The sequence below is a fragment of the Peptoniphilus senegalensis JC140 genome (assembly GCF_000321025.1).
GTDB classification, from domain to species: domain Bacteria; phylum Bacillota; class Clostridia; order Tissierellales; family Peptoniphilaceae; genus Peptoniphilus_A; species Peptoniphilus_A senegalensis.
On the sequence record NZ_HE610719.1, the window covers coordinates 99,671 to 118,602 of the forward strand.

The window sequence follows — 18,932 nt, forward strand, 5'->3', positions numbered from 1 at the left end:
CATCTCATGAACTTTTTTATTTAATTGCAAAGTATAAAGATGTGCTTCAGTGGAAAATTTAATGATATAATTTATTTATTAAATAAGAGGAGAAAAAATGATTAAGGCAATTTTATTTGATAAAGATGGAACACTTCTTGAGTTTTCAGAAATTTGGGTGGACTCAATTGTAAAATTTTTAAGTAAAAAAAATTTATGTGAAGATGCAAAAAGAAAATTATTTAAAAAAATTGGCGTAAAGGAAAATAATGAGGTGGAAGAAAATTCCATCTTGTCATCAGAGACAGTAGAGGACTTGGCGCTTATTTTTGCTGAATTTATGGAAGAGGGTTCAGATGAAATTTATGAAGAATTAGATGAATTCTTTCTTGATTTTTTAAAGGAAAATAAAAAATTTATAAGACCAACTTGTGATTTAAAAACCTTATTTGAAAATTTAAAAAGAAGAGGAATAATTATAGGGCTTTTTACTTCAGATAATTATAGGCAGGCAAAATACTCTATGGAATACTTGAACTTAGACAGCTTTATAGATTTTTATGCAGCTGCAGACTTGTATGAAAAGAAACCAAACACAGAAAGTCTTGAAATTTTTAAAGAAAAATATTTATTAAGGGATGAAGAAATCATAATAGTAGGGGACTCTAAGGTTGATATGATTTTTGGCAAGGACACAGTAAAGCTTGGCGTATTGTGTGGCACAGGCTCAAGGGAAATGCTTTTGAAGTATACAGAAAATATTTCTAAAGACCCAAGAGGAGTTTTAAAATTTCTCTGATTAAAAAATGTTTAGAATATAGTGATTTAAGTGTCTTATAAAACTAAAAATCCACAAAAAAATAAGGGCTCCACGAGCCCTTTTAAAATATAAATTATTCTTCTTCAGCTTCTTCTTTTGCTTCAGTTTCAGAAACAGTAGGAACTTCAGCAGAAATTTCTTCGCCTTCTTCAGGTTCTTTTTCTTCTGTTGGTTCAACAAGAGTTGCAACAGTTTCTTCAGAATCCATGTCGATTTTAATATTTTCGTTTCCATAAATGTCAAGATCAGCAACAGTTATAACATCGCCGATTTGCATATCAACAACATTAACAAGAGCTTCTGATGGAAGATATTTTGGAAGACAAGTTACAGTTACTTCATTTAATACTTGGATTAATGAAGAAGGTTGAACTTTAACTTCATCTCTACCTTCAAGAACTACTGGTACTTCAACAGTAAGCTCAGTGTTCATATCAACTTCGTATAGGTCAAAGTGAACCATTGCATTTTTAATGTGGTGCATTTGAACTTCTTTGAAAAGAACAGAAGTAGTTTCGCCGTCAACTTCAATTTCAAAAATGTTAGAATATCCTTCGTCAGAAAAAGCCTTTAATAAATCTTTTTCAAGACCAGATAACATTTTTGCATCATTTCCCTTTGAGTAAAGAACTCCAGGAACTTCACCATTAACTCTAAGCTTATCAACTTTGTTTTTACCCTTAGCTTCTCTTTTGTTTAAAACTAATTTCATACATACCTCCAAAATTATTTTATAATACCTGAACCAAGACAAACATCGTCTTGATAAAAAACACAAACTTGACCAGGTGTAACACCTTTAAGTGGTTTTTTCAGTTTAACAACATATTTACCATTATTATTTTCTAGAGTCGCTTCTTCATCCTTTGCCCTATACCTTATTTTAACAGATAAATCTATGGGAAGAGAAGGATTTTCTGTAATCCAAAAAATATCTTCAACTTCAAATTCATCTTTGTACAGAACAGGATTATTTATACCTTGAGCGACAATTAAAAGATTATTTTTTAAATCCTTATCAGCAACGAAAAAGGGCTCACCACTTCCAACGCCACCAATGCCAATGCCTCGCCTTTGCCCTATGGTGTAGTGCATAAGACCAGAATGTTCTCCAATTACCTTGCCCTTTTCGTCCACAATTTTTCCAGGCTTAGTAAAAAGAAATTGGTCTAAAAATTCATTAAAATCCCTTTCGCCAATAAAACAGATTCCAGTAGAATCCTTTTTTGAAGCAGTAGAGAGATTATATTCTTTAGCAATGCGTCTTACTTCATCCTTGTTTAAATCGCCAACAGGGAATAAAGTTTTTGCAAGTGCCTCTGATTTAACCCTTGACAAAAAATAAGACTGATCCTTGTTGAGATCGGCTCCCTTTAAAAGATAGGTTTTACCATCAACTTTTTTTGTTCTAGCATAATGCCCCATTGCAATATAATCAGCATCAAAATCCATTGCGTAGTCAAGGAAAGCCTTGAATTTAATTTCAGTATTGCACATTACATCTGGATTGGGAGTTCTGCCTTTTTTGTATTCACTGAGAAAGTAAGAAAAAACTCTATCCCTATATTCTTTTTCAAAATTGACAGTAAAATATTTTATGTCAAGCTGTGAACAGACAGAGACTACATCAATGTAATCTTCTCTTGCAGTGCACATTCCGTCATCTTCAGCCCAGTTTCTCATAAATACTGCTGTAACATCATAGCCAGCTTCCTTTAGGAGAATTGCAGACACGGACGAATCCACGCCGCCGCTCATTCCGAGAATGACTTTATTGTTTTTTTGCATCAATACCTCCAATCCACTCAATAACAATTCATAATTATACAATATTTGACTTGAAAAATCCAGCCTTATTTAACAAAATACAAGTTCTTAGAGCTTTTTAAAGTAAAAATAAAATAATTTTATAATAAAAGATATATGTAAAAATTATTGTAGCGAAAATTAAATTTTGCAAAAAATATTTTAAAAATTAAGTTGAAAATTTATTGACAAAGAAAAATTTATGGAGTAAAATTATAGATTTATTTGACAGGTGCATATTTTTATAGTATAATTAACGAGTATTAAAAGTCTTTGGAAGGAATGGGTATCAAATGAATCAAATGCAATTAATAAAGAAGGAACTTGAAAACCATATAGGAAAAAAAGTAATAGTAAGAGCCAACAAAGGCAGAAAAAAAATTGTCACTAGAAAGGGAATTTTGAGGGCAATTTATCCAAGTCTTTTTGTACTTGAAGTTTTTAATGGAGAAGAACTTGTTACTGCATCTTATACTTATTCTGATGTGCTTACTTCCACTGTCAAGGTAACGGTTTTAGATGAGGATGTAAGTTATAAAGATGCAAAGATGATTTCATAAAATATTAGCTGCTTAGGCAGCTTATTTTTTTGTCAAAATTTATTTTTGCTTAGTTAAAATAAAAGTCACTAGCTAAAGATAGATTGATGCAAAAAAATAAATTATGAATTATAATTAACTTGAGGTGTATTATGATTACAAAAAAAGCTCATGCAAAGTTAAATTTATCTCTCGATGTCACTGGAGTGCGAGAAAATGGGTATCACGATATAAAAACTTTAATGGTAATGACAGATTTATGTGACGAGATGAATTTTTCTAAAAGTGAGAGGCTTGAAATAATACCAGAATTTTCCTTTGATATAAAAAGTAATTTAATTTACAAAACTTATGAAATTTTAAAAAATAAAGTTGGTTATGATCTTCCTTTTAAAGTTGAGATAAAAAAGAAAATTCCAATTGCAGGAGGACTCGCTGGTGGAACTTCTAATGGAGCGGCGAGCTTTTATGCCCTAAATGAGCTTTATGACTTAAATATTCCAAAGACTGAATTAATTAATTTATCTAAAAGTCTTGGAGCAGATTTTACCTATATGATGACTGGTGGTACCAAGATTGCCAGTGGGATTGGGGATGTATTAGAAAGCCTTAGACCAATTAAGCTAGATAATGTTCTACTAATAAACCCTGGATACGGAGTTTCAACTAAAGAGGTTTATCAAAAGATAAAAGTAGATGATGCTAGAATTGATTTTGAAAAAATTTTAGATGGAATTTATAGACTGGATATAGATAAGTTAAATAAAGTTCTAGAAAATAAAATGGAAGATGTGGTTTTTGAGATGCATACAGATTTATTTGAAATAAAAAAGAAATTAATTAATTTTAATTCAGCAGCTCTCATGAGTGGAAGTGGTGCGACAATTTTTGGGATTTTTGCAGATAAAAAATCCTTAGAAGAGGCTTATCTTTATTTTAAGGAAAATTATAAATATACATATAAAGTGAGAGTGGGTGAAGACTTTGGCAGTTTTTGACACGGGACCAGGCATAGTTGGGCTTTATGAATTTCACAGAGACTACTTAAATTATTATATTGATGACAAATTTGAATATTATGGACTTTACAAAAGGGATGCTGTAAACGAACGAATAGAATTCCTAAAAAAATTTTTTAAGAAGGATAAAAAAATTTATGTAATGGACTTTGATGCCATAAATTATTTTAAGAATTTTGAAAAGGCTGAGTTTGGAGAAAAGTCTCTTAAAAAACATTTAAGGAATAAAAAAATTTTATGCATTTCGACAAAACTCACATCATCTGAAAAAACTTTAGGGAATTTCACAAATTCAGAAGTTAACTACATAAGTGTGCCCTTACTTATAAATGGGTGTAACGATGGAATTGCTGATGAAATTCTTAAAATAATTTGTGACGAATATTTTTCATGCGGAGATTTTAGCAAGTATGATTTGATTTTCTTGGCTTCAAGTGGACTTCATCTAAAAAAAGATTTTTTCAAAAAATATTTTGATGATAAGGGCAATAATATTGAGATTTTTTCAAATACAGATGCGATTTTAGAAGATTATGATTATAAAAAAGAAAATTACATAAGAGATTATTTTTATGTGACTCTCTCCAAGAAAGGCTTTTACTCAAGAGCAGAGAAGTACTTGAGGGAGAAGAAAGTTTTAAAAGATGGAGAAATTTTAAATGTTTCTCAAATGAAAAAAGACAATAAAAAAAGCCCCAAATAAATGGGACTGATATGTAGCCATGCACCCAATGTCGAAAGTCAACCTCACACGTTACCCTTACAGTTAGCTCAAATTAGGCGACCCTTGCGGCACACAAAAGATCTTACTTAGTGCTGCTTCGATCAAGATCTGACACGGTTCATAAGTTTCTGTTGCGCAGGACCCAATCATCAACACCACTTATAAGGGGCAGACTGCAAAATTAAAGTCCTCGAATGGGAATTCAGCCCTGCTGTAGCGAATCGCAGGTACAGGACATCGCTAATTTCCCGCTTAGCATGGCGATGGCGGAGAGAGGGGGATTCGAACCCCCGATACATTTTCATGTATACTCGCTTTCCAGGCGGGCTCCTTCAGCCTCTCGGACATCTCTCCATAGCCTAGAAAATTATTTTACAGTAGATTTATAAAAATGTCAAGAATAAGGTGATATATTGAAAACAAAGGATATTGTATTAAGAGAATTAGAAAGAAATAGAGCAAATTATATTTCTGGTCAAGAGTTGGCAGAAAGATTAAATATTTCAAGAACTGCAATTTGGAAGGCCATTAATTCTTTAAAGAAAAGTGGCTTTCAAATTGAGTCACAAACAAAGGTGGGTTACAAACTTATAGAGAGTGATGATAAACTATCTGATGAAGGCATTAGAAAAGGACTACGAGATGAATTAAAGGATATTGATATAATTGTCTATGACGAAATTGATTCCACAAATACTGAAGCAAAGAGGAGACTTTACTCTAGTGAGGTAAAGGATTTTACTGTAATTGTTTCTGATATGCAAAAGGGTGGACGAGGTAGAACTGGAAAGAGTTTTACATCTCCAAAGGGTAGCGGAGTTTATTTTAGCATAATCCTACATCCAAAGGATTCTTACGATTTTTCCTACTTTGATTTAACTACAGTTAAGGCAGCTGTAGCTGTTGCAGAGGGGATTAAAGAGGCTACAGCTAAGCAAGCAGAAATAAAATGGGTAAATGATTTGTTTTTAAATGGCAAAAAAATTTGCGGAATTTTATCTGAACTTGATGCAGATTTTGAATCTAGGAGTGTCAAATCAGTTATAGTTGGCATTGGAATTAATGTAAATGAGCCAAGAGATGATAGCTTTAAAGATTTAAAGAATATTGCGGGTTATATTGGCACTGATGTAATAAGAAATGAAATCTTATCAAGTGTATTAAATGCTTTTTATGAAAATAATTTTGTGAAAAGTGATAAGGAAATTATCGACTACTACAAAAAACATTCCCTAGTAATTGGAAGGGACCTTTCCTTTGAGTTAAATGGCAAAAAATATTCTGCTAAGGGGATTGACATTAATGACAAGGGAAATTTAATAGTAGATACAGGAAAGGAAAAAATCACTCTATCAAGTGGAGAGGTTTCTATTAAGGGCGATTTTTATAAAAAGGGCTAACTTTTAAATGCTTATAAATTATAGTATAATTAAAGGAAGTTGAGGAGAAAAGATGAAGAGCCCTTTGAAAAATGAAGTCGACAAAGTAAAAAATATAATATCTTTTGGTATGCCAGGTCACAAGGGGAAAAACTTTTTTGACTTGGACATTAAAAGTGATTTGACAGAAATTTTAGATACAGATAATTTGTTAAACCCAAAAGGTGCAATTAGTAAACTTCACAGGGAGATAAAAAAAATATTTGGCTCAAAGGAGTCTTTTATAACTACAAACGGCTCTACTGGCGCACTACACATAGCAATATCTATGGCGACAAAGCCTAAGGATAAAATTTTAATTCAGAGAAATGCTCACAAGTCTATTTATAATGCGCTACTTTTAAATGATTTAGAACCAATTTATTTAAACACAGTTTACGATGAAAATCGTGCCATGTATTTTGGAATTGATGAGGAAGAATTAATAGAAGAAATAGAAGATAATAATATTTCAGCCTGCGTCCTTGTGAGTCCCAATTATTTTGGTGGAATTTTAAAGTTAAAAGAGCTTGTAAAAGTTTTACATGAAAGGGACATTGCAGTGATAGTGGATGAGGCTCATGGTGCACATTTATATTTTTCAGACTTAAAAAAATATTCTGCCCTAGATGCAGGAGCAGATTTAGTCATAAATTCAACTCACAAGATGATCCCATCACTTACACAGACTGCATTAATTCACAGAGGGACAGACAGATTTTCTCATGAAGAACTTTTAAAATATGTAAATATTTATAACACAACTTCGCCATCTTATTTGTTCATGCTTTCTATTGAAGCTGGCTTAAAATATATGGATGAAGTTGGGAGATACGAGCTTCAAAAGAGAATTAAAGACATTGAAAATTTAAAGAGAGCTATAAATTATAAGATAGACTTAAGTCACGAATCTATAGTAGCTAATGACCCAATGAAATTTTTATTTAGAATTGGGAATATGAGCGGCGAAGAAATTGTTTGTGATTTTTTGAAAAATAAAAATATAAGGCTAGAGATGGGAGATTTGTACTATGCTCTTGCCATAATTTCGCCAATAAATTCCAGTTTTGAAATTGATAAATTAAAAGAAGTCATACTAAGTTATGGGGACGGTAATTTTAAGGAAATTTTACCAATTAGTTTTGATATACCAAAAAGAGAGCTAAGTCCAAGAGAAGCCTTTTTATCTCAAGGAGAGTATATTTCTTATAGAGAAGCTTCTGGCAGGATTGCCAAAGAAATTATAGCAGCATATCCACCTGGAGTGCCTCTTGTGAGTTATGGCGAAATGATAGATGATAAAATGATAGAAAGTATTGACAGTTTTTTAAGTGAAGGAATAGAAGTAATTGGACTTCACGAAGATAAAATAGAGGTAGTTAGATGAGTGCATTTATTACATTTGAAGGACCTGATGGCTCTGGAAAATCGACAATTTGCAATTTAGTTTATGAAGAACTTTTAAAAAATAATATTAAAACTATAAAGACTAGAGAGCCTGGCGGAACTAGAATTTCTGAGAAAATTAGAGCTCTTATCTTAGACAAAGATTTAAGTGAAATGGACATGAGGACCGAAGCACTTTTATATTCTGCATCAAGAGCTCAACACACTTACGAAAAAATTATCCCTGCATTAGAAAATGGAGTAACAGTTCTCTGTGAGAGATATGTGCTTTCATCTCTTGCCTACCAAGGCTATGCAAGGGGACAAAAGCTTGAAGATATAATTGCAATAAATGATTTTGCAACGGGTAGAATTAAGCCCGATGTGGTATTTATTTTTAAAAGCAGTGGAGTGACTCTTCACAGAAAGGATGAGTCATCTTATGATAGACTCGAGAGAGAGCCAGATGAATTTCACAAAAGAGTTCGCGATTACTACAATAACTTAGAGAAAGAAGACAATTACTATTTTATAGATGTAAGTAAAAGTATTGAGGAAGTTTTTAGCAACTGCATGAAAGTTCTAAAAGAAAGGAAGATTGTGTGAAACTTATAATAGCAATAGTTCAAGATGAGGACAGCGAAAATTTAGTTAAAATCCTCAATAAAAACAATTTTAAAGTTACAAAAATAAGTTCCACTGGCGGATTTTTGAAAGCTGGAAATGTTACACTTCTTTCAGGGATTGAAGATGAGGAAAAGGACAGATTCATGGAAATTTTGGAAGAAAACTCAAAAACTAGAGAAGTTAAGAGAACTATTCAGCCAATAAATATTCCAGGTCAAGCTATGATTCCTGTACCAATAAGTGTAAAAGTTGGCGGAGCGACAATTTTTGTCATAGATGTATTTGATTTTAAAAAGTTTTAGGTGATATTATGAATACGAAAATGATGATAGCAATAGTGCAAGAAAAGTACACAGATGCAATAATTGATAGATTTTTAGACGAAGATATATATGTTACAAGACTTTCTTCAACTGGCGGTTTTTTCAAATCGGGAAACACAACACTTTTATTGGGTTGCGAAGAAAGTGAACTTGATAAAATTTATGCAATTTTTAAGGAACTCACTGAACCTGAAAATATTCACATGGCTGAAGGAGACTTCAAGGTTTCTGGAGCCACAATTTTTGTTGTAGACTTAGAAGAGTCTAAGAGAATTTAATGTTTTTAGAAAATAGAGAAATTATAAATAATTTGGAAGAAGATTTGAAGAACAAATCTTACAGCCATGCCTATCTTTTTTGCGGTGCAAAGGGAATCGGAAAGTTTTCTCATGCAAAAAATTTTGCAAGAGCAATATTAAAAGAAGACAGTGAAGCTCTTAGATTTTTTAGTGGTATAGATGACTACGAGAATGCAGACCTTTCTATTGTAAAAAGTAATGGAAATATAAAAAAAGAAGAAATCGAAGAAATTATCGAAAATTCTTTTTCTAAACCTTATAATAGTAGCCACAAGGTGGTTATTATAGATGATTTTGACAAAGTAACCCTAGAAGGACAAAATGCACTTTTGAAAACTTTGGAAGAACCAACAGATTATTTGCTTTTAATTTTAATTTCAAGCACAATGAAAAAAATTCTTCCAACAATAATTTCTAGGTGCAGGGTTTTAAAATTTTCTGATGTAACTAGGGATAGAATAGAAAAATTTTTAATAAAAAAAGGTATTACAGAAAAAAATGCCAGACTTTTTTCTCGCCTTTCCAATGGAAATGTCAGCCTTGCCCTTAAATATTCTGAAGACCCAGAACTTTTGTCAAAGAGAGAAGATGTCATAAAGGTTTTTGATAAAGTAATTAGAAATACTGAATTTATTTTTGATGAACTCATATTTTTTAAGGACAATCGCGAGGACTTTTCAGAAATTTTAAATTTTATGCTGGCTTGGTATTTGGATTTAATTTATCTAAAAAGTGGAAGAGAAAAAGAAATTGTAAATATTGATAAAATAGATTTATTAAAACTAGAGGATGTCTCTATTGAAAGAGCTATAAAGTCCTATGATGCAATTATAAATGCCCTTGTTAGATGGGATAAAAATATAAATTTTGACTTAAATGTTGAGACACTTTTAATGGAATTAGGAGGAGTTAGATGATAGAAATAGCTGGAGTTAGATTCAAAAGAACTGGCAAAATCTATTATTTCGATCCTGTTGATATAGATTTAAAAATTGGAGATTATGTAATAGTTGAAACTGTGCGAGGACTAGAGTTTGGTGCAGTTAAACTTTTAAAAGATATAGATGAAGAAAGTATTAAGGGAGAATTAAAACCTGTTATACGTATAGCAAGCCAAGAAGATAAAAATATCAATGTGGAAAATAGAAATAAGGCTAAGGAAGCGATAATAATTTGTGAGCAAAAGGTAGAAGAACATAGTCTTGATATGAAATTAATTTCTTGTGAATATACCTTTGACCGCTCAAAATTATTATTTTATTTCACAGCTGATGGAAGAGTTGACTTTAGGGAATTAGTAAGGGATCTTGCATCAATTTTTAAAACAAGAATTGAGCTTAGACAAATTGGCGTTCGTGACCAAGCAAAATTCGTTGGAGGATTGGGATGTTGTGGAAGACCAACTTGTTGCTCAACATTTTTAAGTGAATTTTCTCCTGTGTCAATTAAGATGGCAAAGGACCAAAATTTAAGCTTAAATCCAACAAAAATTTCTGGTATCTGTGGAAGGCTTATGTGTTGTCTAAAATATGAACAAGATGGCTATGAATGTATTAACAAAAAAATGCCTAGAGCTGGAGAAATTGTAAATACAAGTAGAGGTAAGGGTACAGTTGTCGCTACTTATACAATACAAGAACTTGTCAAGGTAATGTATGAATTTGATGACGAAAAAGAAACTGTATATCTTGAACTTGATGAAATAAAGAGAACTAGAGAATTTAACAAAACTTTTATAAACGAATCCAAGTCGCTAAATGTTGAGGAGTATGACGAGAGCGAACTTGTGGAATTAGAAAGGGATTAGGGATAAGCATGGGCTTATCCCCTTATTATGAAAATAAATAATTTTTTAATAAAAGTATCAAACAAAATAAATAATTTTTTCAAAAACTATTTTGGAAGGGCAAGTGGATTTACTTATATAATTGTGGCGATAATGTCTTTATTTTCAGCTACATTTTTTTATTATTACATAGAAGATTTTAATGTACCAAAGTTCTTAGCCTTTTTAGCTTTTTCCCTTATATTTTTTGTTTTTTATATTATTGCAGGATTTCTTCTTAAATTGATGTTTCTGCTTATAAAGAGAATTAGGACAAAAAATCTTGCCATTTATGCCTTGTTAATATATGCAATAAAATATTTTTACGAGGAGTGTCTTTATTATGTGGATATAGATTATTTTGAAATAATTTTTATAGGACTAGCTTTTATTGTCATTCTTGCCTTTGCAAAATCCTTAATTTCCTTTGCAAAAAATAAAAAGAAAAAGGCACTTATATTTTTACTTCCCAGCACACTTGTCATAGCGATTTCACTTTATTTTATCTTATTTTCTGGATTTGACAGCAGAGAAATATATGAAATAAGCAGTGAGAAAGATAAAATTGCATCTAAGAGAGAAAAATATAAGGTTGAAATAATTGACTATGAGGGAAAGTCAGTTGATTTGAGTGACTTTGTAAGATACAGTGGCAGGACAAAAAAAATAAGAGACAAATTTTTTGGTAAAACTTTGAAAGAAACAGAGGTTAGGGGAAGGATATATGCACCAAAGGGTTTGGACAGGACTCCAGTTTTATTTGTCCTTCATGGCAACCATAGATTTACCACAAAAAATTATTTAGGATATGATTATCTTGGACATTATTTGGCAAAGAGAGGGATTGCAGTAGTATCCGTTGATGAAAATATGCTAAATGGATTTTTTAAATTTGGTTTATCAAATGAAAATGACGCCAGAGCAGTTTTACTTCTTGAAAATATAAAAAATATTTTGTCTAGAAATAAAAATAAAGAGAGCCTACTTTATAACAAATTTGATGCTGAAAATATAGCTCTTCTTGGTCACTCTCGCGGTGGAGAAGCAGCAGCTATTGCTTATAATTTTAACCAGTTAAATCTTCATCCTGACAATGGAAATATTTCTCACAAGTATAAATTTAATATAAAAGGAATTATAACAGTTTCTCCAACTTATGATCAATATGAACCAGCAGACAAGAGCATAATATTAAAAGATGTAGATTATCTAACAATTGCTGGTAGTAATGATGCCGATGTTGATGGATTTGAAGGGATGTTACTCTATGACAATGTGATTTTTTCTGGAGAAAAAGATAATTTTAAGTCAGCTCTTTATTTTGCCTATGGAAATCATGGAAATTTCAATTCCCTTTGGGGTAATTATGATTTAGACCCAGCTGAAGGATTTTTCTTAAATCGAAAAGAACTTTTAAATGGAGATGAACAAAGAGAAATTCTTTCTATTTATGCTTATGATTTTTTAGAAAATGTCTTTGAGAAAACTTTTAATCGTGAAATTTTTATAGAGGGGCCAGACAAGTATAGTGATTTACCAAAGACAAATTACTACAATAGATACATGGACTCAAGTTTTTCTAAGCTTGCAGATTTTGAAGAAGATTACGATTTGACAACTGCATCAATTCCTGGTGGAATAATAAATTTTAATAATTTAGATGAAATCTATGAAGATAGTCATGAATATGGCGAGAGTGATTCAGAGTCCACGGGAGTTTTTATTGATGGAAGAAAAGATTCAAGCTATGGCATAAGATTCATGGAGAAAATTAAGATAGGAAAATTTTTGCAATTCGATATTGAAAATTTAAGTTACGATGAGAAATCCTATGCAGTTGATCTAGAAATCCAAGACATATGGGGCAATGTCTCTTCTCTAAATTTATCTAAGTACAAAAATCTAATGCCAATGACAAAATCTTTTATTTACAAGACTGATTATATCACAGACGACTTTGTCAATAGACACACGCCACAGACAGTAATAATTCCTATTGAAGATTTTAAAAACAATAATAAGGAAATAAATTTAGATGAGATAAATAAAATTGAATTTAAGTTTAAGGATAATATAAATATTTCAATAGACAATATAGGATTTTCAAATTAATTGTTTTAAATAAAAAATTCAGGGTAATTTAAGAATATGAGCGATGTAGCTTAAAACTAAGATACGATATATAAATGAAACACAGGAGGTATTTTATAATGGAAAGTAAATTAATAAAAGGACTTAATGAACAATACAATTTTGAAGTAGCATCAGGATATATTTATTATTCAATGGCTAACTACGTAAAAGATAAAGGAATGGACGGATTTGCTCACTTCTTTAACAAACAAGCAGAAGAAGAATTTGCACACGCAGAAAAATTGAGACAATTCTTATTTGAAATAGATGTAAGACCAGAACTTGAATCAATTGAAAAACCACAAGTTGAATTTGGAACATTCACAGAAACTTTCAAGACAGCTTATGAACATGAACAAGAAGTTACAAGAAGAATTAATAATCTTTATGAACTTTCAGTAGAAGAAAAAGACCACAGAGTAACTTCACTTCTACAATGGTATGTTGACGAACAAGTTGAAGAAGAAGATAACTTCAGAGGAATTATCGAAAGACTTGAAAGAATCAATGAAAGCTGGTCAGGCCTTTATATCTACGACGCTGAACTTGGTAGAAGATAAATAAAAACTATGAAATTGAGATACCCTTCGGGGTATCTTTTTTTAATTTATATTGACTTGAACCCAAGGGGCAGGCTTAGACTATAAGTGGAGGTGGATTATGAAGAGAAATGAAGTGGAAAAAATTACTGGACTTAGGCGCAAGGCAATTTTATATTATGAAGAGAAGAAGTTGATAAGGCCAGCCATAGAGGATAATAATTACAGGAATTATTCTAAAGAAGACCTTAATAGACTTATAAAAATTTCCCTTTATAGAAGACTTGGACTAAATATTTCTGAAATAAAAAATATTTTAGATTCAAATAATAAGGAAATTGGAAAAATTTTAAGGGACAGGGACTATAAAATTGAACTAGAAAAAAGTAAAAAGAATTTGTTGGAAAGAATAATTAAGGGCGATGATTTAAAAGAAATCACTGATGAATTAAATATTTTGGAAAAGGAAGAGAGCATTTACGAGAAACTTACAAGAATTTTCCCAGGATATTTTGGTCAAGCTTTTTTTATGACTTATAAACCATTTTTAAAAGAAAAATTAAAAGAAAATGAAGAAGAAGCCTTTAATGAATATGTAAGTTTTTTGGACAAGCTTCCTGAAATTGATTTTACAGAAGAGGAAAAGAATTATATAGAAAATTTAACTAATGATTTTAAGAATGAAGATTTGGAAAAAATAAATAATGAAAAAATCAAAGCGGCTTACAACATAGAAGACTGGATAAAGAAAAATGAAGAGAATGTAAGAGCCTATGAAAAATTTTTGGAAAGCGATGAGTATAAAAATAGCCCACTAAAAACAATTAGAGACAAGATAAAAAATTATATGATAAAAAATAATTATTATGAAGTCGCCTTACCACTAATTAGAAAAATGAGTCCAGCCTATGATGACTATTACAAAAAACTTTTAGAAAGCAATGAAAAGTTTTTAAGACAAGTGGATTTTAAGGAAAACTAAATATAAAACTACATTAAACTCTATTCTTTTACAAAGAGAATGGAGTTTTTTATTATATTTTTTTAAATAATAGAGAAGTTAATATTTATTCTCTTTAATGATATAATTATGGTAAGAATATTACGAGGTGTTATATGAAATTTAATATAAATGAAAATTTGGGAGATTTTTTTTATGATGAGCCCATGATAAATCATACTTCCTTTTGTGTGGGCGGACCTGCCAAGCTTCTCATAAAACCTAAGGACGAGGAGTCTCTTATTGAAATTTTAAAAGAAATCAAGAAAAATAATTACAACTATTACATTCTTGGCAATTGCACAAATATTATTGTGAAGGACAAGGGCTTTGATGGAATTATTATTAAACTAAAAAATAAATTAAATGATGTAAAAAAAGTATCTGACACAGAAATTTATGCTGGTGCAGGAGTTAGCCTAAAAAAAGTCAGCGAGTTTGCTATGGAAAATTCTCTTACTGGTCTTGAATTTGCTCATGGCATACCAGGATCTCTTGGCGGTGGTGTTGTAATGAATGCTGGTGCCTATGATGGCGAGATGAAGGATGTAATCAAGAGCGTTAGACTTTTAGACGAAAATTTCCATGTGATAGAAGTGCCTTGCCAAGATATGAATTTTTCTTACAGACATTCACTTGTGCAAGAGAGAGGTTTAGTAGTCTTAGGAGCAACTTTTTCTTTAAGTCGAGGTAATAAAGATGATATTAGAGAAAAGTACGGGGAGTTTGACAGAAGAAGAGCTGAAAAGCAACCACTTGATCTTCCTTCTGCTGGTTCAACTTTTAAAAGACCTACTGGATATTTTGCTGGCAAGTTAATTGATGATTCAGGTCTAAGGGGTTTTACTCACAATGGTGCCGGCATTAGTGAAAAGCACTGTGGTTTTGTTGTTAATAAAAATAATGCCACTGCAAAAGATGTTCTTGAAACTATTGAAATCGTACAAAAGGTTGTTCATGATAAGTTTGGTGTGAATTTGGAGAGAGAAGTTAAAATTATTGGAGATTAGTTTTATTTGGTGATTTTATGGAACTTATTATTATTACTGGTATGAGTGGATCGGGCAAGTCTTATGCCTTAGATGTTTTTGAGGATTTGGGATATTATGCCATGGATAATCTTGCGCCTGCACTTCTGCCAAAGTTTTGTGAAATGGCTCTTGATGCTAAGAGCAAAAATTTTGACAAGGTTGCAGTTGTTGTAGATCTAAGAAGTGGCGAGTTTTTTAATTCTTTTTTCTCTAGTTATGAAGATTTAAAGGGAATGAATGTCAAGACTAGGCTATTGTTTTTGTATGCAGATATGGAAACTATTATTGCAAGATATAAGGAGCTTAGACGTCCTCATCCTATGAATGCTTCCATAGTTAAGGGCTACAAATTTGAGGAAGAAACTCTTTCAAAGGTCAAGAAAAATGCTGATTTTGTCATTGACACTACTGGTCTTTCTACAAAAAATTTAAGGACCCAACTTATGGCCTTTGTTTCTTATAAGGAGAAGGACAATTTTGCTATTGAGGTTTCTAGTTTTGGTTATAAAAGTGGAATTTTAAAGGATGCAGACCTTGTTTTTGATGTTAGATTTTTGCCAAATCCTTATTATATTAAGGAGCTAAAGGACTTAAATGGCAAGACTGAAGAAGTCAAAAATTATGTAATGAAGTGGGATGTTACTAAGGAATTTATTAAAAAAACCATTGATTTACTTGAATTTTTGATTCCAAATTATATGGCAGAGCAAAAGAGAGTTTTAACTATAGGAATTGGTTGTACTGGTGGTTTTCACAGATCTGTTGCCATTGCTGAAGAAATTGGCAGAATCCTAAAAGAGGAATATAAGTCCACTTATGTAACTCACAGAGATATGGAGAAAAATTTATGGAAAAAAAGATAGCAGTCCTTGGTGGAGGTACGGGAATCTCCACTATTTTGCGTGGACTAAAATTTTATTCAAAAAATATTTCTGCTGTAGTCTCCATGTCTGATGATGGTGGTGGAAGTGGAATTTTGCGTGAAGAATTAAATATCCTGCCACCAGGCGATGTGAGAAGATGTTTAATTGCCCTATCTAATACAGATGAAACCTTAAAGGAACTTTTGAATTACAGATTTAATTCAGGCACTTTAAAAAATCAAAATGTGGGAAATATTTTAATTGCTGCCCTTGCAGATATTTTTGGGTCCTTTGACAGGGCTTTAATTGAAATGAGTAGCGTTTTTAATGTTACTGGCAAAATTATTCCCGTAACTTTAGATGAAACTCATCTTGTGGCAGAATTTCTTTCAAAGGATAAGGTTGTTGGCGAGTCTTACATTCCAAAAATGTGTTATAGGTTAAATACGAGAATTGAAAAAATGAGCATGATTCCTCATTATCCACGCGCCAATGATGATGCCCTAAGAGCAATTTTAGATGCCGATATTGTTATTATTGGTCCAGGTTCTCTTTATACATCTATTATTCCAAATTTTTTGGTAGCTGGAATAAATGAAGCCCTAAGGGACACAAAGGCACACATTATTTATATTGCCAATGCAATGACTCAAAGGGGCGAGACAAAAAATTATAGCTTGAGAGATCATTTTGAGGCAATTTTAAAACATTCTAGCTATGAATTTATTGACGAAGTAATTGCCAATAATTATAGAGCCACTGAAGATGTTTATAATTATTATTACAAGAAAGAAGAATCTATGCCTATTTTTGCCAGTGACGATGACAGAAAATATTTTGAAGAAAAAAATGTCCTCTTAACTGAGGGAAAATTTATTGATGTAAAAGATGGATTTATTAGACATGACGGCAAGAAAATTGGTTCCTGCATTTTTGAAAGGACTTTCTTGTAAATGTTTTTATAAAATGATATTATTTACTTGTTAAAGGAGGATACAATGAGGAAATATAGAAAGACAGAGCATATAGAAAATTTTCTTCGCTCTACTTATGTTGGCGATGCACTTTTTTCTGATATCTTTTTGTATAATGACTCTATTCCAGAGATAAATTACGACGAAATTGATACAAGCGTAAATTTTTTAAATAAAAAAATAAATTTTCCCCTTATGATTAATGCCATGACTGGTGGCAGCAATCTTTCAGAGGAAATAAATAGAGATCTTGCAAGGGTTGCAAGGGAATTTAATTTGCCAATGGCTGTTGGTTCACAGACTATTGCCCTTGAAGATGAAGATTCCAGAAAATCTTTTGAGATAGTAAGAGAAATTATAGATGATGGGATTGTTATATCCAATTTAAGTGGTTTTTGCAGCGTTGAAGATGCAAAAAAAGCCGTTGATCTTTTGTCTGCCGATGCAATTCAAATTCACTTAAATCCTGCACAAGAACTTGTGCAAGTGGAAGGGGAAAGAAATTTTTCTGGCATATTAAAAAATGTAGAAGAAATTGTAAAAAAATCTGAAGTGCCAGTTATAGTAAAAGAAGTTGGATTTGGAATGTCTCCAAAAACTGTAAAAAAACTTTATGACCTTGGAGTTAGATATGTGGATATTTCTGGCTACGGTGGTACAAACTTTCTTGAAATTGAAAATTTGAGAGATCCAAATTCTGATATTTCAGATTTATTTACTTGGGGAATACCTACAGCCATGTCTTTAATTGAAGCAAAGAGATTAAATCTAAAGGACTTAAATATAATTTCTGCTGGTGGCATTAAAAATTCACTAGACATAGTAAAAAGTCTAGCAGTAGGTGCATCAATGACAGCAATTTGTGGTGAAATCTTATCTTACATTGTGCGTGGTGGATATGAATACACTCTTAAATATGTTGATGGACTAATTGAAAAAACTAAGATGCTAATGATTTTATCTGGTGCAAAAAATATTGAAGAACTACAAAAAGTTGATTACAAGATTACGGGAAAATTGAAGGAATTATTGGAGGATTAAATGAAATTTATAAAAAAAGATGAATTTAAAGATTCAAAATGGTCAGCAGGAGTTACAACAGAAGTTTTTATTTATCCAGAGAATGCAAGTGTTGGAGAAAAGAATTTTGATTTTAGAATTTCAACAGCAACTTGCAATGAAAAAGTTTCAAATTACACACCTTACAAGGGATTTAATAGATACATTGCCCCAATAAATAATGTCATGAATATAGAAACAGCAGGAGAAAAAATTGTCTTAGCTCCCTTTGAAGTGCTTTTCTTTAATGGAGATGACGAAACAAAATCCTCTGGCGATGTTAGGGATTTTAATTTAATTTATAAAAAGGGTAATGACGCAAAAATGTACTCCCTTAACATCAATAATTTTGAATTTTTCGCAAAATCTCGTGCAGTAATTTTTAATTATGATGCAGATTTAAAAGTTGATGGAAAAGAATTTGAAAAATTTTCAGCAATATACCTTGAAAAAGAAAAGATAGAAATAAAAGGCCTTGGCAAAATAATAATTTGCGAATTTTAATAAAAATTAGAGGAAAAGCTCCTTACTTTAAAAAAGTAGGGAGTTTTTTATTTTATTTTTTTAT

The 18,932-nt window shown here is 31.3% G+C and carries 21 protein-coding genes, 1 tRNA gene and 1 other RNA gene; 19 read left to right on the forward strand and 4 right to left on the reverse strand.

Annotated elements, in window-relative coordinates; genetic code table 11:
• The first annotated feature begins 97 nt into the window (after positions 1–97).
• The gene (locus tag PTSHG_RS08750; RefSeq protein ID WP_019108525.1) at positions 98–778 is read left to right on the forward strand and encodes an HAD family hydrolase; all 681 of its coding nucleotides are present in this window, start codon (positions 98–100) and stop codon (positions 776–778) included.
• A 94-nt stretch (positions 779–872) separates the two neighbouring features.
• On the opposite strand, the gene PTSHG_RS08755 is transcribed toward PTSHG_RS08750, so the two are convergent.
• Both PTSHG_RS08755 and mnmA read right to left on the reverse strand, forming a co-directional pair.
• Entirely contained in the window at positions 873–1,511 is a 639-nt protein-coding gene (locus tag PTSHG_RS08755; protein WP_019108526.1) for a 50S ribosomal protein L25, read from the reverse strand.
• Positions 1,512–1,525: 14 nt separating this feature from the next.
• Complete coding sequence (gene mnmA / locus PTSHG_RS08760; protein ID WP_019108527.1) at positions 1,526–2,587, reverse strand: tRNA 2-thiouridine(34) synthase MnmA; 1,062 nt, start codon at positions 2,585–2,587, stop codon at positions 1,526–1,528.
• 311 nt (positions 2,588–2,898) lie between these two features.
• Between mnmA and PTSHG_RS08765 the strand changes: the two genes are divergently transcribed.
• From PTSHG_RS08765 to PTSHG_RS08775, 3 genes are all read left to right on the forward strand, one after another.
• The gene (locus PTSHG_RS08765; protein ID WP_019108528.1) at positions 2,899–3,165 is read left to right on the forward strand and encodes a Veg family protein; all 267 of its coding nucleotides are present in this window, start codon (positions 2,899–2,901) and stop codon (positions 3,163–3,165) included.
• A gap of 131 nt (positions 3,166–3,296) precedes the next feature.
• Complete coding sequence (gene ispE, locus PTSHG_RS08770; protein WP_019108529.1) at positions 3,297–4,142, forward strand: 4-(cytidine 5'-diphospho)-2-C-methyl-D-erythritol kinase; 846 nt, start codon at positions 3,297–3,299, stop codon at positions 4,140–4,142.
• Positions 4,120–4,866, forward strand: a complete 747-nt coding sequence (locus tag PTSHG_RS08775) for a hypothetical protein (RefSeq protein ID WP_392392323.1) — start codon at positions 4,120–4,122, stop codon at positions 4,864–4,866. The genes ispE and PTSHG_RS08775 overlap by 23 nt, the downstream gene beginning before the upstream one ends.
• 17 nt (positions 4,867–4,883) lie before the next feature.
• Here PTSHG_RS08775 and ffs read toward each other — a convergent pair.
• Both ffs and PTSHG_RS08780 read right to left on the reverse strand, forming a co-directional pair.
• An RNA gene (gene ffs / locus PTSHG_RS09715) (signal recognition particle sRNA large type) lies at positions 4,884–5,148 on the reverse strand.
• Between the two features lie 3 nt (positions 5,149–5,151).
• Positions 5,152–5,241, reverse strand: a tRNA-Ser gene (locus PTSHG_RS08780).
• A 59-nt stretch (positions 5,242–5,300) separates the two neighbouring features.
• On the opposite strand from PTSHG_RS08780, the gene PTSHG_RS08785 reads away from it, so the two are divergent.
• The 15 genes from PTSHG_RS08785 (at position 5,301) to PTSHG_RS08855 (ending at position 18,868) form a co-directional block, all read left to right on the forward strand.
• Positions 5,301–6,287, forward strand: a complete 987-nt coding sequence (locus PTSHG_RS08785; protein WP_019108531.1) for a biotin--[acetyl-CoA-carboxylase] ligase — start codon at positions 5,301–5,303, stop codon at positions 6,285–6,287.
• Between the two features lie 52 nt (positions 6,288–6,339).
• Positions 6,340–7,692 (forward strand): aminotransferase class I/II-fold pyridoxal phosphate-dependent enzyme, encoded by a 1,353-nt coding sequence (locus PTSHG_RS08790; RefSeq protein ID WP_019108532.1) that lies wholly within the window; start codon positions 6,340–6,342, stop codon positions 7,690–7,692.
• Complete coding sequence (tmk, locus tag PTSHG_RS08795; protein WP_019108533.1) at positions 7,689–8,297, forward strand: dTMP kinase; 609 nt, start codon at positions 7,689–7,691, stop codon at positions 8,295–8,297. Before PTSHG_RS08790 ends, tmk begins: the two co-directional genes overlap by 4 nt.
• On the forward strand, positions 8,294–8,620 hold the full coding sequence (locus PTSHG_RS08800; protein WP_019108534.1) for a cyclic-di-AMP receptor: 327 nt from the start codon (positions 8,294–8,296) through the stop codon (positions 8,618–8,620). The genes tmk and PTSHG_RS08800 overlap by 4 nt, the downstream gene beginning before the upstream one ends.
• An 8-nt stretch (positions 8,621–8,628) precedes the next feature.
• Positions 8,629–8,919, forward strand: coding sequence for a cyclic-di-AMP receptor (locus tag PTSHG_RS08805; RefSeq protein WP_019108535.1), 291 nt, complete (start codon positions 8,629–8,631; stop codon positions 8,917–8,919).
• Positions 8,919–9,857, forward strand: a complete 939-nt coding sequence (locus PTSHG_RS08810; RefSeq protein ID WP_019108536.1) for a DNA polymerase III subunit — start codon at positions 8,919–8,921, stop codon at positions 9,855–9,857. Before PTSHG_RS08805 ends, PTSHG_RS08810 begins: the two co-directional genes overlap by 1 nt.
• Positions 9,854–10,747: a PSP1 domain-containing protein gene (locus PTSHG_RS08815; protein WP_019108537.1), complete on the forward strand. Its 894-nt coding sequence runs from the start codon at positions 9,854–9,856 to the stop codon at positions 10,745–10,747. The genes PTSHG_RS08810 and PTSHG_RS08815 overlap by 4 nt, the downstream gene beginning before the upstream one ends.
• Positions 10,748–11,110: 363 nt before the next feature.
• Entirely contained in the window at positions 11,111–12,877 is a 1,767-nt protein-coding gene (locus PTSHG_RS08820; RefSeq protein ID WP_238318770.1) for an alpha/beta hydrolase family protein, read from the forward strand.
• Between the two features lie 98 nt (positions 12,878–12,975).
• Entirely contained in the window at positions 12,976–13,458 is a 483-nt protein-coding gene (locus PTSHG_RS08825) for a ferritin (RefSeq protein ID WP_019108539.1), read from the forward strand.
• Positions 13,459–13,558: 100 nt separating this feature from the next.
• Positions 13,559–14,419, forward strand: a complete 861-nt coding sequence (locus PTSHG_RS08830; RefSeq protein WP_019108540.1) for a MerR family transcriptional regulator — start codon at positions 13,559–13,561, stop codon at positions 14,417–14,419.
• Positions 14,420–14,553: 134 nt separating this feature from the next.
• The gene (murB, locus tag PTSHG_RS08835; protein WP_019108541.1) at positions 14,554–15,447 is read left to right on the forward strand and encodes a UDP-N-acetylmuramate dehydrogenase; all 894 of its coding nucleotides are present in this window, start codon (positions 14,554–14,556) and stop codon (positions 15,445–15,447) included.
• A 17-nt stretch (positions 15,448–15,464) separates the two neighbouring features.
• On the forward strand, positions 15,465–16,331 hold the full coding sequence (gene rapZ / locus PTSHG_RS08840) for an RNase adapter RapZ (protein ID WP_019108542.1): 867 nt from the start codon (positions 15,465–15,467) through the stop codon (positions 16,329–16,331).
• Positions 16,316–17,284, forward strand: coding sequence for a gluconeogenesis factor YvcK family protein (locus PTSHG_RS08845; RefSeq protein WP_019108543.1), 969 nt, complete (start codon positions 16,316–16,318; stop codon positions 17,282–17,284). Before rapZ ends, PTSHG_RS08845 begins: the two co-directional genes overlap by 16 nt.
• 45 nt (positions 17,285–17,329) lie before the next feature.
• A complete protein-coding gene (gene fni, locus PTSHG_RS08850; protein ID WP_019108544.1) occupies positions 17,330–18,346 on the forward strand; it encodes a type 2 isopentenyl-diphosphate Delta-isomerase in 1,017 nt (338 codons plus the stop codon).
• Positions 18,347–18,868, forward strand: coding sequence for a HutD family protein (locus tag PTSHG_RS08855; protein ID WP_019108545.1), 522 nt, complete (start codon positions 18,347–18,349; stop codon positions 18,866–18,868).
• The last annotated feature ends 64 nt before the right edge of the window (positions 18,869–18,932 follow it).

What these genes read in the sequence shown, in the direction of transcription:
- mnmA (WP_019108527.1), bottom strand. Translation starts at nt 2,587, where the DNA reads ATGCAAAAAAACAATAAAGTCATTCTCGGAATGAGCGGCGGCGTGGAT.
- PTSHG_RS08855 (WP_019108545.1), top strand. Translation starts at nt 18,347, where the DNA reads ATGAAATTTATAAAAAAAGATGAATTTAAAGATTCAAAATGGTCAGCA.
- PTSHG_RS08750 (WP_019108525.1), top strand. Translation starts at nt 98, where the DNA reads ATGATTAAGGCAATTTTATTTGATAAAGATGGAACACTTCTTGAGTTT.
- rapZ (WP_019108542.1), top strand. Translation starts at nt 15,465, where the DNA reads ATGGAACTTATTATTATTACTGGTATGAGTGGATCGGGCAAGTCTTAT.
- PTSHG_RS08815 (WP_019108537.1), top strand. Translation starts at nt 9,854, where the DNA reads ATGATAGAAATAGCTGGAGTTAGATTCAAAAGAACTGGCAAAATCTAT.
- PTSHG_RS08805 (WP_019108535.1), top strand. Translation starts at nt 8,629, where the DNA reads ATGAATACGAAAATGATGATAGCAATAGTGCAAGAAAAGTACACAGAT.
- PTSHG_RS08790 (WP_019108532.1), top strand. Translation starts at nt 6,340, where the DNA reads ATGAAGAGCCCTTTGAAAAATGAAGTCGACAAAGTAAAAAATATAATA.
- ispE (WP_019108529.1), top strand. Translation starts at nt 3,297, where the DNA reads ATGATTACAAAAAAAGCTCATGCAAAGTTAAATTTATCTCTCGATGTC.
- PTSHG_RS08825 (WP_019108539.1), top strand. Translation starts at nt 12,976, where the DNA reads ATGGAAAGTAAATTAATAAAAGGACTTAATGAACAATACAATTTTGAA.
- murB (WP_019108541.1), top strand. Translation starts at nt 14,554, where the DNA reads ATGAAATTTAATATAAATGAAAATTTGGGAGATTTTTTTTATGATGAG.
- tmk (WP_019108533.1), top strand. Translation starts at nt 7,689, where the DNA reads ATGAGTGCATTTATTACATTTGAAGGACCTGATGGCTCTGGAAAATCG.
- fni (WP_019108544.1), top strand. Translation starts at nt 17,330, where the DNA reads ATGAGGAAATATAGAAAGACAGAGCATATAGAAAATTTTCTTCGCTCT.
- PTSHG_RS08765 (WP_019108528.1), top strand. Translation starts at nt 2,899, where the DNA reads ATGAATCAAATGCAATTAATAAAGAAGGAACTTGAAAACCATATAGGA.
- PTSHG_RS08830 (WP_019108540.1), top strand. Translation starts at nt 13,559, where the DNA reads ATGAAGAGAAATGAAGTGGAAAAAATTACTGGACTTAGGCGCAAGGCA.
- PTSHG_RS08845 (WP_019108543.1), top strand. Translation starts at nt 16,316, where the DNA reads ATGGAAAAAAAGATAGCAGTCCTTGGTGGAGGTACGGGAATCTCCACT.
- PTSHG_RS08810 (WP_019108536.1), top strand. Translation starts at nt 8,919, where the DNA reads ATGTTTTTAGAAAATAGAGAAATTATAAATAATTTGGAAGAAGATTTG.
- PTSHG_RS08755 (WP_019108526.1), bottom strand. Translation starts at nt 1,511, where the DNA reads ATGAAATTAGTTTTAAACAAAAGAGAAGCTAAGGGTAAAAACAAAGTT.